Origin of the sequence: Pseudomonas sp. D2002, from assembly GCF_013385735.1 — a bacterium.
Taxonomy (GTDB): Bacteria; Pseudomonadota; Gammaproteobacteria; order Pseudomonadales; family Pseudomonadaceae; genus Aquipseudomonas.
Genome location: NZ_JACAPL010000003.1, coordinates 606,132 through 619,241 on the forward strand (window position 1 = coordinate 606,132; position 13,110 = coordinate 619,241).

At 55.3% G+C, this 13,110-nt stretch carries 14 protein-coding genes and 1 pseudogene; 10 read left to right on the forward strand and 5 right to left on the reverse strand.

Features of this window, described 5'->3' with window-relative positions:
- The first annotated feature begins 49 nt into the window (after nucleotides 1–49).
- From HX783_RS06095 to HX783_RS06110, 4 genes are all read left to right on the forward strand, one after another.
- Nucleotides 50–385 (forward strand): addiction module antidote protein, encoded by a 336-nt coding sequence (locus HX783_RS06095; RefSeq protein ID WP_177016298.1) that lies wholly within the window; start codon nucleotides 50–52, stop codon nucleotides 383–385.
- Between the two features lie 382 nt (nucleotides 386–767).
- Nucleotides 768–983, forward strand: coding sequence for a hypothetical protein (locus HX783_RS06100; RefSeq protein WP_177016299.1), 216 nt, complete (start codon nucleotides 768–770; stop codon nucleotides 981–983).
- A gap of 488 nt (nucleotides 984–1,471) precedes the next feature.
- Complete coding sequence (locus tag HX783_RS06105; RefSeq protein WP_177016300.1) at nucleotides 1,472–2,575, forward strand: protein kinase; 1,104 nt, start codon at nucleotides 1,472–1,474, stop codon at nucleotides 2,573–2,575.
- Nucleotides 2,576–2,578: 3 nt separating this feature from the next.
- Nucleotides 2,579–4,210, forward strand: coding sequence for a hypothetical protein (locus HX783_RS06110; RefSeq protein ID WP_177016301.1), 1,632 nt, complete (start codon nucleotides 2,579–2,581; stop codon nucleotides 4,208–4,210).
- Between the two features lie 38 nt (nucleotides 4,211–4,248).
- Here the strand turns inward: HX783_RS06110 and HX783_RS06115 are convergent, their stop codons facing one another.
- Both HX783_RS06115 and HX783_RS29910 read right to left on the reverse strand, forming a co-directional pair.
- Entirely contained in the window at nucleotides 4,249–5,220 is a 972-nt protein-coding gene (locus HX783_RS06115) for a hypothetical protein (RefSeq protein WP_177016302.1), read from the reverse strand.
- 11 nt (nucleotides 5,221–5,231) lie between these two features.
- A pseudogene (locus HX783_RS29910) lies at nucleotides 5,232–5,669 on the reverse strand (hypothetical protein); the annotation flags it as partial.
- Between the two features lie 173 nt (nucleotides 5,670–5,842).
- Between HX783_RS29910 and rimO the strand changes: the two are divergent.
- The 5 genes from rimO to tsaA all read left to right on the forward strand — a co-directional run bounded on the left by rimO (nucleotide 5,843) and on the right by tsaA (nucleotide 9,903).
- Entirely contained in the window at nucleotides 5,843–7,183 is a 1,341-nt protein-coding gene (gene rimO / locus HX783_RS06120; RefSeq protein WP_159954606.1) for a 30S ribosomal protein S12 methylthiotransferase RimO, read from the forward strand.
- 101 nt (nucleotides 7,184–7,284) lie between these two features.
- Nucleotides 7,285–7,752 (forward strand): GNAT family N-acetyltransferase, encoded by a 468-nt coding sequence (locus tag HX783_RS06125; protein ID WP_177016303.1) that lies wholly within the window; start codon nucleotides 7,285–7,287, stop codon nucleotides 7,750–7,752.
- A gap of 211 nt (nucleotides 7,753–7,963) precedes the next feature.
- Nucleotides 7,964–8,674 (forward strand): rRNA pseudouridine synthase, encoded by a 711-nt coding sequence (locus tag HX783_RS06130; RefSeq protein WP_177016304.1) that lies wholly within the window; start codon nucleotides 7,964–7,966, stop codon nucleotides 8,672–8,674.
- Nucleotides 8,675–8,742: 68 nt separating this feature from the next.
- Nucleotides 8,743–9,204: a DUF1456 family protein gene (locus HX783_RS06135; RefSeq protein ID WP_034118394.1), complete on the forward strand. Its 462-nt coding sequence runs from the start codon at nucleotides 8,743–8,745 to the stop codon at nucleotides 9,202–9,204.
- 3 nt (nucleotides 9,205–9,207) lie between these two features.
- Complete coding sequence (gene tsaA / locus HX783_RS06140; RefSeq protein ID WP_177016305.1) at nucleotides 9,208–9,903, forward strand: tRNA (N6-threonylcarbamoyladenosine(37)-N6)-methyltransferase TrmO; 696 nt, start codon at nucleotides 9,208–9,210, stop codon at nucleotides 9,901–9,903.
- Nucleotides 9,904–10,050: 147 nt separating this feature from the next.
- Here tsaA and fpr read toward each other — a convergent pair whose 3' ends face one another.
- Nucleotides 10,051–10,830 carry a ferredoxin-NADP reductase gene (gene fpr / locus HX783_RS06145; protein WP_003189055.1) on the reverse strand — a complete coding sequence of 260 codons (780 nt, stop codon included), beginning with the start codon at nucleotides 10,828–10,830 and terminating at the stop codon, nucleotides 10,051–10,053.
- A 124-nt stretch (nucleotides 10,831–10,954) separates the two neighbouring features.
- Between fpr and HX783_RS06150 the strand changes: the two genes are divergently transcribed.
- Entirely contained in the window at nucleotides 10,955–11,881 is a 927-nt protein-coding gene (locus tag HX783_RS06150) for a LysR family transcriptional regulator (RefSeq protein ID WP_057012105.1), read from the forward strand.
- Nucleotides 11,882–11,884: 3 nt separating this feature from the next.
- Here HX783_RS06150 and HX783_RS06155 read toward each other — a convergent pair whose 3' ends face one another.
- Together HX783_RS06155 and erdR are read right to left on the reverse strand one after the other, a co-directional pair.
- Complete coding sequence (locus HX783_RS06155; RefSeq protein WP_094949927.1) at nucleotides 11,885–12,247, reverse strand: diacylglycerol kinase; 363 nt, start codon at nucleotides 12,245–12,247, stop codon at nucleotides 11,885–11,887.
- A 75-nt stretch (nucleotides 12,248–12,322) separates the two neighbouring features.
- On the reverse strand, nucleotides 12,323–12,973 hold the full coding sequence (gene erdR, locus HX783_RS06160; protein WP_177016306.1) for a response regulator transcription factor ErdR: 651 nt from the start codon (nucleotides 12,971–12,973) through the stop codon (nucleotides 12,323–12,325).
- Between the last annotated feature and the right edge of the window lie 137 nt (nucleotides 12,974–13,110).

Consider the following 13,110-nt stretch of genomic DNA (forward strand, 5'->3'; position numbering starts at 1 on the left):
CGGCCCGGCTCAGCAATGCTTTCTGGAAATCTTACAAGGTGCAGCATAAATGACCCTTGGTACGCGTTCTCATGAAGACAGCGTTCTAGAAATGCTTCGAGACGACGAAGCGTTCGCCCTCGAATATCTGTCTGTCGCGCTTGAGGAAATCGATGAAGCGGGTGGCGAGGACGCCTTCCTCGTCGCTATCCGTCGCGTAGCGGAAGCACGTGGCGGAATGCTCAGTTTGTCGCAGAACACAGGGCTGAATAGGGCAAATCTCTACAGGTCCATCGCCGCCGGCGGCGACCCAAAGCTCTCTACCCTCCTGAAAGTGCTTCAGGCCTTAGGTGTGGGCATGTCTAAAGTTGTAGCGCACCGCGCCGAGCAAGACGTCCGGGCTTAAGAGCCTGGTAAGGTCTGTGCGAATCAGCCACTACAGGCACACCGGGTACCCGTCTACCGCTGTGTCGTGCCAGACTGGCGGCGCCATTCAATACCGAGGTAGACATGTCCACCACCATCGCAAAAGCCAACCCCAAGGTCGGCTCTGTATCCCTGGGTTGCTCTAACGACCGTGAAGATAAACATTTCTGACTCGAAATTCTGACTACCCCCTCCGCCCGATTGAGGCAGAATTCGTCACCAATTCGATGCCAGGGAAAAACACGATGTATAGCTATTCCAGCAGCCGAGGCGTGGTTTAACTCCAACGAAATCTGATCAACGAAGCTTGCGATAAAGCAGGTACGGACGACGTCAACAAAGCGCTACGAGAAATGGGTTTCATGCGTCAGTTTGAAATTGGAAACCCTGAGATCGCGTCTATCGAGCTTTTCACGGGCGCAGGCGGTACAGATCACAAGGCCTTAGTCCATCTGACAATCGGTGATGAAATGCACCTCTATGGAATGGAGTCATTCCATGATGTCCTTGAGTTCATGAAAGAATACGTGCCAACGATCAAAGCAATGGTCGACCTCGCTGAAAAAGACTTTGGCTAGGTTTTGTAACGTATGCCAGCGTCAACTTGAACTGAAAGCCCTAGATTCTGGGGCTTTCAGTCTATCCGCATAATAATTCAACCTCGCCAAGCCGGCGTAGGTCTTCAACGCATTCCATTTTCGAAAACCTCATTCCTCGTCGTTTTTCCTGCCACCAGTCCAATGAACTCAGGGCTCCTAGCAGCTACCATTCCCTCCTCGGTCATCCCCCGTGGTGAAACGTCCTTACACCGCTTTGCAAATTTTTTCACTGCGTGCAATTGCGAAATATCCGCCAACGCTCCCAGCGGGCCTGGGTGGAGGCATCGTTTTCACCCCCACAGTCGTTTAGCACAAAAAGCGAAGACAAAGCCCGTCGGCGGGAGGGGGATAAGTCGTTTTATGGTGTTTTTTCTCGTCACCCGATTGACACGTCATAGCAAAAAGCCAGACCTTAGAACGGCCAAAATAAATCGAAAACTCTAAATGGCGAGACACGGAGAAAGTCAATGCTCGATAACACCCCAGCTACACGCTTGAGTGGTATTACCCTACCCAATGGGTGGACTGTAGGGGAAATCTTAGCAGTGGGACGGGCTCAGGATGGAGATGAGGGTAGCGGCGGCACGTTTTCCGTATCGTATGTCGTAAGCAAAGAAGGTAAAACGGCCTTTTTAAAGGCATTTGATCTAGACAATGTACTCAAGAAGCGCGGAAGCCGATCTTGGATGGAAACATTGCAACAAGAAACGACGGCATTCAATAATGAAAAAGGATTAAACACACTTTGCGTTAAGTCGAAAATGCGACAAGTGGTTAGAATAATTGAGCATGGAGATGTCACCGTCCCCCAAGAGCCCGGAGATATGGTTAACGACATCCCATACATGGTGATGGAGTTAGCTGATGGTGGCGATGTAAGGAGCTATATAAAGCAAAACAACCTACATGATCTATCAATAAAATTTAGGTATTTGAAAGAAATCGCATTAGGCATTTCACAGCTACACGCGGAAAAAATCAGCCATCAAGATATAAAGCCTTCCAATGTAATGATTTTTGAGGAAACCGGAGCAAAAATTGGCGACTTAGGCCGCGCAAGCATCCAAGGAACTATTGGCGTTTACGACGGCTGGGTAGTAGCAGGTGATCATGGCTATGCTCCACCAGAGCAGTTATATGGTCTGACACTAAACGAGTGGGTTGACCGCCGTGAACGGTGCGACTTATATCAATTCGGCTCGATGATCAGTTTCCTTATATTCGGAGTCACAGTTAATACCATTATACAAAGAAGGCTGCCTGAAGCACTCTCTCCTAGAAGATGGGGTGGAGGTCAAAGCACTTATGCACAAGCACTGCCATACCTTCAGAAAGCATTCTATGACGGCCTTGAAGAATTTAGAACAACCCACCCGGACTGGCTTGGAAAAAGAGTTGTAAGTCTGATCAACCAATGCTCAAATCCCGACTACAATATGCGTGGCGCAACGGGCGTAATGGGAAAAAAGAATTATTTAGGCTTAGGCCTCAATCGTTTCGTAAGTGAGCTTGACTATTTGAGCAATGAAGCCGAACGCCAATCAATTATCGCTGCAAAGAGGAAGGCATAACATATGAGCCTCTACAACAACGAATTTGATCGGAAAGTGTTACCCATATGGGATGATTCTGCAGCATCCGGAAACCTAGCTGAAAACTCTTCATTGAAAAGTTCAAACACAACGATTTCCTCAGAAAAACTCACAAATAAGCTGCAAGAGGAACTAAAGCGTAACGACAGAGTTGGCGTGGCCGTTGAGCTATTGAATGTTGCGTCATTAGAGCGCGAGGAAGATGCATTACAATTTGCAGCTAAGCGAATATTGAAAGAAAGCGGCCTACCAACCCCTATAATGAACTTAGCTCGACAAATTCTAGGCGAGATGGAAGAAATCAATACGAGTTCAGAGTTCTATAAGATAAGAAAATTACGTGCCAACCTAAATCAACAACCACGGAACATCCTTGCTTGGGTCGACTTAGCTAGAGAGCATGTAATTCTGGGCAACAGCGATCATGCAGAACGAGCAATGACTGTAGCTTTAAGTTTAGCACCGAACCATAGATGGGTTACCAGAGTGGCTTCACGGCTCTTTATTCACATCGATCTGATTGATAAATCTCACCGAATCTTGATGAACCATCCTGGTATCCGTAACGACCCGTGGATCGCATCGGCTGAAATTGCAGTTTCAGAGCTATCTGGCCGCACAAGCAAAAATATTAGCGTATCCAAAAAGTTACTGGAGTCGGGCCTAAACCCGAAACACACAGCAGAACTTGCAAGTGCATTGGGTACATTAGAGCTTTCTGCAGGAGCTAATAAAAAAGCTAAAAACTATTTTAGAAGCTCTCTAATCTCTCCAAATAGAAATGTCTTAGCGCAGGCAAAATGGGTAGAGCAAGCGCATGACTTAAAAGCAGGCGTTATAATTACTAATGAGCAGATGGAGATGGCCTTCGAGGCCAAAGCTTGGGAAAACTATATTGAAGGCGATATAAATAAAGCTTTAGTTTACTGTATGGAGTGGTACAAGTCTGAGCCTTATTCAAGCAAACCCCCTATGCTGGCGACTTATCTTGCCGCACTGATCGATCAATATGATATTGTGATTAGAGTAGCAATAGAGGGCTTGAAGACAAATCCAGACAATCTTACCCTTAAGTTAAATAAAGCATATGCTGAAATAGCGAAAATTGGAATTATTGAGACACAGCCAATAGATGAGACAACAATCACAACCTGGACAACCTTCTTCAAAGACATAATAAAAAAAGAAAAAGCAAGCGCGTCTCATGCAGCGGCCAACTTAGGAATGCTGTGTTATCGCATTGGCTATTTCGAAAATGGTAGGGACTGGTACAATTACGCAGAAACACTCTGTAAAAATGAAGGAGCAGAGACGCTTGTTATGTGTTCCACATACCATGCTCGAGAGGCCATCATTGCAAAGGCTGAGTGGGCCGATGCAATTTATTCTCACGCTAAAGATCTAATCCAGAAAACAAGCGGTCCAGAGTTACCATCTGCGGTCTTCTACATGAAGAAGATTGAAGACTTGAGGCTCTCCCCAGAAAACTGGGCAGAGACGTTGGGAGCGATCAAGAAACCGTTAATTGAGATACCTTCTCATCGCGAGATCTTTACTTTCAAAAGCGAAGGAATTGAATCGACGGTAAAGTTCTACCTTCCTACTCAAAATTAAAAGTAACTATACAAACAAGGCCTAAAGTATTGTCACACTTACAACGCAATTACCTCTAACTTATCGACCATCAAACTTGCGCTATAAAAGTTACTCTCAAATTCTAGCGCATTTGTAGGCGGGAGTTTCTGACCATGTGTATGCAGGGCTAATTGAGTATTCATTTGCTGGACTAGGCAGAGCAAATCACATAGCACCTGCAGTACGTTCACCTCTTCGGATCCAAGCCAAGTCTTAGGCGCCACCAGTCGTTGACTGACTGCTGCCACACTCTTACGCAGCCCCTCAATCCTTTCCTCCATGTCGCCCCCCACCGTGGTGTTGTGCTTTTGCCCCACCACCAGGTTCAAGTCCCGCACTGTCACTTGGTGCAGATCATCGACCGCCGCCAGACTCGCAGATCCGCCTGACAGCAGCTTGAGCGCGCCCAAGGCTACAAGAGTCTTGATGCCCCCTACCGATTCCGTTGAATGGTCATCCACGGTCCTGGTTTGGCTCTGGAACCGCTCGGTGTTGCCCATCGCCTCCACTTCCCGCTCAATCGCCTTGTCCAGGATCTTGCCATCGGTCTGACGTAGCCAGTTACCGTCGGCGTCAACGCGCTGCTGACAGGCCTCGCTGTGCTGCCACACTTGGTCACCCTTCGGGACGCTGGGCATGCTCAGGCCGTGGGGCAAAATGGTTTGGATATAGGGCTTATTCGGCAGGCCGTAAGCAAAACACACCACAACCTGGGTGCCTTCCTCAGGGAATGCATAGATGCCCATTTCCTCGCCACCGGTGGGCAGCGGCAAAGGCACGCCGGCAAGTATCGGCAGCTTGCTGTCTGGCTCCCCGTCCGGCCCCATGACCTCGATGTCGACCGCATAACGCGGACGGAAGTCGTCGCAGATCCCGGCGCCGGCGCGCGCATCGGCAACGGCGACAACCCGGGCAAAGCGTGGCAGGTGGTAACCGCCGGTGAGTTCGGGAAATTGTCGTTCTACGCTGCGGCGGATTGCGTCGTCCATCGGATTGCCATCTAGTTGTCGATGAGCGCCAAACTGGTGATGTGCTCGCCGTGATTGATCGTTGCACCTGGTCGCAACCCGGGAAGGGCCGCAATCATTGCGCTCCGGTTGCCCTGGTAGTCGTCAAACAGTTCCACCGGCAGTTGCAGCCGCGAGCGAACACTAAAATAAGCTGTCGGCCCAACTGCCCACGAATACCTCTCCGTCACCCCGCTGCTGCCAGATGAAGTCGAGAATGCTGAAAACTCTGGCGAGGCTGTCCAACCCTTGGTATCCAGCGACAGGGCTCTAAAAGAACGGTGCTTTGACGCCTGCGTAGGGCTAATCAGACACGCGAAAGCGTACGTCAGTGCGGTGGCTGATCTCTGCCAGGGCGGCACGCAGGTAGACGTGGCGTGGTTCAGCGGTAGCGGCCTGACAAAGATTGGGGCCAACTCGCGGCAAAACAGCATCTGCTGACGGCTGATAGCGGCGCAGCACTCGTCGCATTTCCCTGCATAAAGCTGGTCAAGTGCGCTGCCCATCGATAGAATTGCGCACTTTTTGATCAGAGGCGCACCAAGCGCCCGTCTACCGCCGTGTCGTGCCCGACTGGCGGCGCCATTCAATACCGAGGTTAGACATGTCCACCACCATCGCAAAAGCCAACCCCAAGGTCGGCTTTGTATCCCTGGGTTGCCCGAAGGCTCTGGTCGACTCCGAGCGCATCCTCACGCAACTGCGTATGGAAGGCTATGACGTCGTGTCCACTTATCAGGACGCGGACGTGGTGGTGGTCAACACCTGCGGCTTCATCGACTCGGCCAAGGCGGAGTCGCTGGAAGTGATCGGCGAAGCCATCAAGGAAAACGGCAAGGTCATCGTGACCGGCTGCATGGGCGTGGAAGAAGGCAATATCCGCAACGTGCACCCAAGCGTGCTGGCCGTGACTGGCCCGCAGCAATACGAGCAGGTGGTCAACGCCGTGCATGACGTGGTGCCGCCGCGTCAGGACCACAACCCGCTGATCGACCTGGTGCCGCCGCAAGGCATCAAGCTGACCCCGCGACACTACGCGTACTTGAAGATTTCCGAAGGCTGTAACCACAGTTGCAGCTTCTGCATCATCCCGTCGATGCGCGGCAAGCTGGTCAGCCGCCCGGTCGGTGATGTGCTGGACGAGGCCCAGCGCCTGGTCAAATCCGGCGTGAAAGAGCTGTTGGTGATCTCCCAGGACACCAGCGCCTACGGCGTCGACGTGAAATACCGCACCGGTTTCTGGAACGGCGCGCCGGTGAAAACCCGCATGACCGAACTCTGCGAAGCCCTCAGCAGCCTGGGCGTGTGGGTGCGCCTGCACTACGTTTACCCGTACCCGCACGTGGACGAGCTGATCCCGTTGATGGCCGCCGGCAAGATCCTGCCGTACCTGGACATCCCGTTCCAGCACGCCAGCCCGAAAATCCTTAAGGCGATGAAACGCCCGGCCTTCGAAGACAAGACCCTCGCGCGCATCAAGAACTGGCGCGAGATCTGCCCGGAACTGATCATTCGCTCCACCTTCATCGTCGGCTTCCCTGGCGAAACCGAAGAAGACTTCCAGTACCTGCTGGACTGGCTGACCGAAGCGCAGCTGGACCGCGTCGGTTGCTTCCAGTACTCGCCGGTTGAAGGCGCGCCGGCCAACCTGCTGGACGCGGCCATCGTGCCGGACGACGTCAAGCAAGACCGTTGGGAGCGCTTCATGGCGCACCAGCAGGCGATCAGCTCGGCACGCCTGCAACTGCGCATTGGCAAGGAAATCGAAGTGTTGATCGACGAAGTCGACGAGCAAGGCGCGGTAGGCCGCTGCTTCTTCGATGCGCCGGAAATCGACGGTAACGTGTTTATCGACGACGCCAGCGGTTTGAAGCCGGGCGACAAGGTCTGGTGCACCGTGACCGACGCCGACGAATACGACCTGTGGGCCGTAAAGCGCGACTAAGTCTGTAAAAACTTTAAAAGCCCCGTTTCTGGACAAGATGCGGGGCTTTTTTCGGTCTATCGTTTGCGCATTGGCGAAGATCCAGTCAAGGAGCAGCGGGCATGCGTCAGCTTTCGGTTATCCATACACCCAAACTCAGCGACTTCGCGTACTTGGCGCAGCTCTGGGAAGACTCGGTGCGGGCGACCCACGATTTCTTGCCGGACAGCTACATCGTGCTGCTCAAGGAACTGGTGCTGACGCGCTACCTGGACTCGGTGATGCTGATTTGTACCAAGGACGCGCGCCAACGCATCACCGGGTTTGCCGGGGTGGCGGCGGGCAAGGTCGAGATGCTGTTTATCGACCCGCAACACCGTGGTCAGGGACTTGGCCGGCAACTGCTGCGGTATGCCATCGAACACATGAACGCCGATACCCTGGACGTCAACGAACAGAACCCGCAGGCCCTGGGGTTCTACTTCAAGCAGGGCTTTGAGGTGATCGGCCGTGCGGAGCATGATGGGCTGGGCCAGCCGTATCCGTTGCTGCACATGCGTTTGCGCCAGCAGCAACTGCGCAGAGGCTGACCCAGCACCGAACAGGTGTGGGAGCGGGCTTGCTCGCGAAAGCGGTGTATCAGCCAAGGATGTGCTGATTGATCCAACGCCTTCGCGAGCAAGCCCGCTCCCACATTTTGAACCGTGTATTCACCAATAAAGCCCCTGCGCTGAAATGGGGCCGGGATTAACCGGCGCCAGGCAGGTACAATAGCCGCCCCCTTTTGCTACGGCCCTTGTCATGACTGACCCCATACGCCTCTCCAAACGCCTTATCGAACTGGTCGGTTGCTCCCGTCGGGAGGCTGAGCTGTTTATTGAAGGCGGCTGGGTCTCGGTGGACGGCGAAGTGATCGACGAACCGCAGTTCAAGGTCACCACCCAGAAGGTCGAGCTGGACCCAGAGGCGAAAGCCACTGCGCCGGAGCCGGTGACCATTCTGCTGCACGCGCCGGTGGGTGTGGATGCCGAAACGGCAATGGCCTCGATCAGCGCCGAGACCCTGTCCGAAGAACACCGCTTCAGCAAACGCCCGCTCAAAGGCCACTTCCTGCGCCTGACCGCCAGTGCGGACCTGCAAGCCAAGGCCAGCGGCCTGCTGGTGTTCACCCAGGACTGGAAGATTCTGCGCAAGTTGACCGCCGATGCCGCCAAGATCGAGCAGGAATACGTGGTTGAGGTTGAAGGCGACATGGTTGCCCACGGCCTCAACCGCCTGAACCACGGCCTGACCTACAAAGGCAAAGAGCTGCCGGCCGTGAAGGCCAGCTGGCAGAACGAAAACCGTCTGCGCTTTGCGATGAAGAACCCGCAACCGGGCGTGATCGCCCTGTTCTGCGAGGCCGTTGGCTTGAAAGTCATCGCCATCCGGCGCATCCGCATCGGCGGCGTGTCCATCGGCAAAGTGCCGGTCGGCCAATGGCGCTACCTGTCCAGCAAAGAGAAGTTCTAAGCCGTACCCCTTTTTATCGGCACCGGCACATTTGCGCGGTGCCCTCAGTTGAATACCAGGATTGCCCAATGATTCACAACGACGTACTGCGCAGCGTGCGCTACATGCTCGACATCAGCGACAACAAGATGGTCGAGATCATCAAGCTCGGCGGCATGGACGTGACCAAGGAAGACCTGCTGACTTACCTCAAGAAAGATGAGGAAGAAGGCTTTGTGTTCTGCCCGGACGACGTGATGGCGCACTTCCTTGATGGCCTGGTGATCTTCAAGCGTGGCAAGGACGAAAGCCGTCCGCCACAGCCGATCGAAACCCCGGTGACCAACAACATCATCCTCAAGAAGCTGCGCGTGGCCTTCGAACTGAAGGAAGACGACATGCACGCGATCCTCAAGGCCGCCGAGTTTCCGGTGTCCAAACCGGAGCTGAGCGCGCTGTTCCGCAAATTCGGCCACACCAACTACCGCCCGTGCGGCGACCAGCTGCTGCGCAACTTCCTCAAGGGCCTGACCCTGCGGGTTCGTGCGTAAGCCATGAGTTACAACGTCTCGCCCGTCGGCTTTGTGCGCTCCTGCTTCAAGGAGAAGTTCGCCATCCCGCGCCAGCCACAACTGGCACCGGCCGCCCGTGGCGTGCTGGAACTGGTGGCGCCGTTCGATCAAGGTGAGGCGGTGCAGGGCCTGGAGCAGGTCAGCCATGTGTGGTTGCTGTTTCTGTTCCACCAGGCCCTGGAAGACAAGCCGCGCCTGAAAGTACGGCCGCCACGTTTGGGCGGTAACACGTCCATGGGCGTGTTCGCCACCCGCGCGACTCACCGGCCCAACGGCATTGGCCAGTCGGTGGTGAAGCTGGACAAGGTCGAGCCAGGGCGGTTGTGGATTTCCGGGATTGATCTGCTTGATGGCACCCCAGTGCTGGATATCAAGCCGTATGTGCCGTATGCCGACATCATTGACACCGCCACCAACGACATCGCCAGCAGCGCGCCGCAGCTGATTCCCGTGCAGTGGCTGAAGACGGCGCTGTTCCAGGCGCAAGGCCATGCTGAGCGCCTTGATGAGCCGTTGGTGGCGTTGATCGAGCAATGTTTGGCGCAGGATCCGCGGCCCGCGTATCAGACGCCTGGGCCGGAACGCGAGTATGGCGCGCAGTTCTGGGATGTGGATGTGCGCTGGCACTATCCCGAGGCTGGGATGATTTGCGTGCTTGAAGTGGTGCCAACTGACTGAAACCGGAAACCAAATGTGGGAGCGGGCTTGCTCGCGAAAGCGGTGGTTCAGTCAACCGATTTGGCGACTTATACACCGTCTTCGCGAGCAAGCCCGCTCCCACATTTAGGTCTTCTTTGTTGCTCAGTCAGCACATGGCCTGACTGCTTACTTCTCGACGAACGCACGCTCGATCAAGTAATCACCCGGCTCACGCATACGCGGCGAAACCTTCAGGCCGAAGCTGTTCAGCACTTCGCTGGTTTCGTCCAACATGCTCGGGCTGCCGCACAGCATGGCGCGGTCGTCCTCGGGGTTGATCGGCGGCAGGCCGATGTCGCTGAACAGCTTGCCGCTGCGCATCAGGTCGGTCAGGCGGCCTTCATTTTCGAACGGCTCACGGGTCACGGTTGGGTAGTAGATCAACTTGTCACGCAGGGCCTCGCCGAAGAATTCGTTCTGCGGCAGGTGCTCGGTGATGAATTCGCGGTAGGCGACTTCGTTGACGTAACGCACGCCGTGGCACAGGATCACTTTTTCGAAACGCTCGTAGGTTTCCGGGTCCTGGATCACGCTCATGAATGGAGCCAGGCCAGTACCGGTGCTGAGCAGATACAAGTGTTTGCCCGGCTTCAAATCGTCAAGCACCAGGGTGCCCGTCGGTTTTTTGCTGATGATGATCTCGTCGCCTTCCTTCAAATGCTGCAATTGGGAAGTCAGCGGGCCATCGGGCACCTTGATGCTGAAGAACTCCAAATGCTCTTCCCAGTTCGGGCTGGCAATGGAGTAAGCGCGCATGAGCGGGCGGCCATTTGGCTGTTGCAGGCCGATCATCACGAACTGACCGTTCTCGAAGCGCAGGCCCGGATCGCGGGTGCACTTGAAGCTGAACAGAGTGTCGTTCCAGTGATGAACACTGAGGACACGCTCGTGGTTCATGTTGCTCATGTACGGGGGACTCCTGGAAATGGGTCTGCGCCAAGATTGAGATGCGCAATTGCACAGCATTCTAATGGCGGCGACAATATCTGTTAACTGGATTATTAAGATAAGGGTTATCGGTTATATCGATATGCGATTTACTCTCCGTCAACTGCAAGTTTTCGTCGCCGTCGCCCAGCAGGAAAGCGTCTCGCGCGCTGCTGGCCTTCTGGCCTTATCTCAATCCGCCGCCAGCACCTCGATCACCGAGCTGGAGCGCCAATCCAGCTGCCAATTATTCGACCGCGCGGGCAAACGCCTGAGCCTCAACGCCCTCGGCCATCAGCTGTTACCCCAGGCCGTGGCGCTGCTGGACCAGGCCAAGGAGATCGAAGACCTGCTCAACGGCAAGTCCGGCTTCGGCTCGCTCGCCGTCGGCGCCACCCTGACCATCGGCAATTACCTTGCAACCCTGCTGATCGGCAGCTTCATGCAGCAGCACCCCGAAAGCCAGGTGAAGCTGCATGTGCAGAACACTGCGCATATCGTGCATCAGGTGGCGCACTACGAAATTGACCTGGGTCTAATCGAAGGCGACTGCAGCCACCCGGACATCGAAGTGCAAACCTGGGTGGAGGACGAGCTGGTGGTGTTTTGCGCACCGCAACATCACCTGGCCAAACGCGGCGTGGCGAGCATGGAAGAGCTGACCCATGAAGCGTGGATCCTGCGTGAGCAAGGCTCCGGCACGCGCCTGACCTTTGACCAGGCCATGCGGCATCACCGCAGCGCGTTGAATATCCGCCTTGAGCTGGAACACACCGAGGCGATCAAGCGTGCGGTGGAGTCCGGGCTGGGGATTGGCTGTATTTCCCGGCTGGCGCTGCGCGATGCGTTCCGCCGTGGCAGCCTGGTGCCGGTGGAAACCCCGGACCTGGACCTGGCCCGGCAGTTCTATTTCATCTGGCATAAACAGAAGTACCAGACCTCGGCGATGCGCGAGTTCCTGGAACTGTGCCGCGCCTTCACCGCCGGGGTGCAGCGCAGCGACGAGATCGTACTGCCGAGCATCGCCTGAGCGTTAGATCAGGATCACGGCCCACACCAGGGTGATCATCGTCAGTGCCACGAATTGCGCGGCGCTGCCCATGTCCTTGGCGTTTTTCGACAGCGGGTGCAGGTCCAGCGAGATGCGGTCGATGGCGGCTTCCACAGCGGAGTTGAGCAACTCGACGATCAAGGCCAGCAGACACACCGCGATCAGCAAGGCGCGTTCGACCCGGCTCACGTGCAGGAAAAAACTCAACGGGATCAGGATGACGTTGAGCAACACCAGTTGACGGAACGCCGCCTCGCCAGTGAAAGCCGCGCGCAGGCCATCCAGGGAATAGCCCCCTGCGTTGAAGATACGTTTGATACCGGTTTGACCCTTGAAAGGCGACATAGATGTAGGCAACTGAACCAAAGGAGTGGGGAAACTAGATGACGCAAAGTCAAAAAAGCGTGAACCAGTAACAACTTAATGCTGCGAAATTGACTCAAGTTGTTGCAAGAGCAGCGCCGCCTGGGTGCGCGTACGCACGCCCAACTTGCGGAAGATCGCCGTCACGTGGGCCTTGATGGTCGCTTCCGACACACTCAGCTCGTAGGCAATCTGTTTGTTCAGCAAGCCTTCGCAGACCATGGTCAGCACGCGAAACTGCTGGGGCGTCAGGCTGGCGAGGCCATCACGGGCGGCCTTGGCTTCGTCGGACACATTGATTTCTTCAAACGCTTGCGGCGGCCAGGACACATCGCCGTCCAGTACGCTGCGTACGGCTTGCTGAATCGCTTCCATCGAGCTGGACTTGGGAATGAACCCGCTGGCGCCAAACTCCTTGGAACGTACCACCACGTCAGCTTCTTCCTGGGCCGAGACCATTACCACCGGGATTTGCGGGTATTGCCCGCGCAACAGCACCAGCCCTGAAAAACCGTAGGCGCCCGGCATGTTGAGGTCGAGCAGCACCAGGTCCCAGTCGGATTTTTCGCTGAGGCGGGCTTCCAGCTCGGCAATGCTGGCCACTTCAACCAGTCGCACGTCGGGGCCAAGGCCCAGCGTTACTGCCTGATGCAGCGCACTGCGAAACAGCGGGTGGTCATCGGCTATCAGGATTTCGTATGTGGCCATTGATTAAATGATCCTGTTTTTTATGGCTGCCCTGATGGGTTCAGGGTTCGCCAGTACACAAGGCAACAGCCAGGCAGCCATCGCCACAGGGCACGCTCAACGCCAAAAACACCTGCAACGACGCTGAAAATTCACGG

Excerpts from the sequence above, each read along its gene's own strand:
- rimO (WP_159954606.1), top strand. The coding sequence starts at position 5,843 with ATGTCCACCACCATCGCAAAAGCCAACCCCAAGGTCGGCTTTGTATCC.
- HX783_RS06095 (WP_177016298.1), top strand. The coding sequence starts at position 50 with ATGACCCTTGGTACGCGTTCTCATGAAGACAGCGTTCTAGAAATGCTT.
- HX783_RS06155 (WP_094949927.1), bottom strand. The coding sequence starts at position 12,247 with ATGTCGCCTTTCAAGGGTCAAACCGGTATCAAACGTATCTTCAACGCA.
- HX783_RS06105 (WP_177016300.1), top strand. The coding sequence starts at position 1,472 with ATGCTCGATAACACCCCAGCTACACGCTTGAGTGGTATTACCCTACCC.
- tsaA (WP_177016305.1), top strand. The coding sequence starts at position 9,208 with ATGAGTTACAACGTCTCGCCCGTCGGCTTTGTGCGCTCCTGCTTCAAG.
- HX783_RS06125 (WP_177016303.1), top strand. The coding sequence starts at position 7,285 with ATGCGTCAGCTTTCGGTTATCCATACACCCAAACTCAGCGACTTCGCG.
- HX783_RS06115 (WP_177016302.1), bottom strand. The coding sequence starts at position 5,220 with ATGGACGACGCAATCCGCCGCAGCGTAGAACGACAATTTCCCGAACTC.
- HX783_RS06150 (WP_057012105.1), top strand. The coding sequence starts at position 10,955 with ATGCGATTTACTCTCCGTCAACTGCAAGTTTTCGTCGCCGTCGCCCAG.
- erdR (WP_177016306.1), bottom strand. The coding sequence starts at position 12,973 with ATGGCCACATACGAAATCCTGATAGCCGATGACCACCCGCTGTTTCGC.
- HX783_RS06135 (WP_034118394.1), top strand. The coding sequence starts at position 8,743 with ATGATTCACAACGACGTACTGCGCAGCGTGCGCTACATGCTCGACATC.
- HX783_RS06130 (WP_177016304.1), top strand. The coding sequence starts at position 7,964 with ATGACTGACCCCATACGCCTCTCCAAACGCCTTATCGAACTGGTCGGT.
- HX783_RS06110 (WP_177016301.1), top strand. The coding sequence starts at position 2,579 with ATGAGCCTCTACAACAACGAATTTGATCGGAAAGTGTTACCCATATGG.
- HX783_RS06100 (WP_177016299.1), top strand. The coding sequence starts at position 768 with ATGCGTCAGTTTGAAATTGGAAACCCTGAGATCGCGTCTATCGAGCTT.
- fpr (WP_003189055.1), bottom strand. The coding sequence starts at position 10,830 with ATGAGCAACATGAACCACGAGCGTGTCCTCAGTGTTCATCACTGGAAC.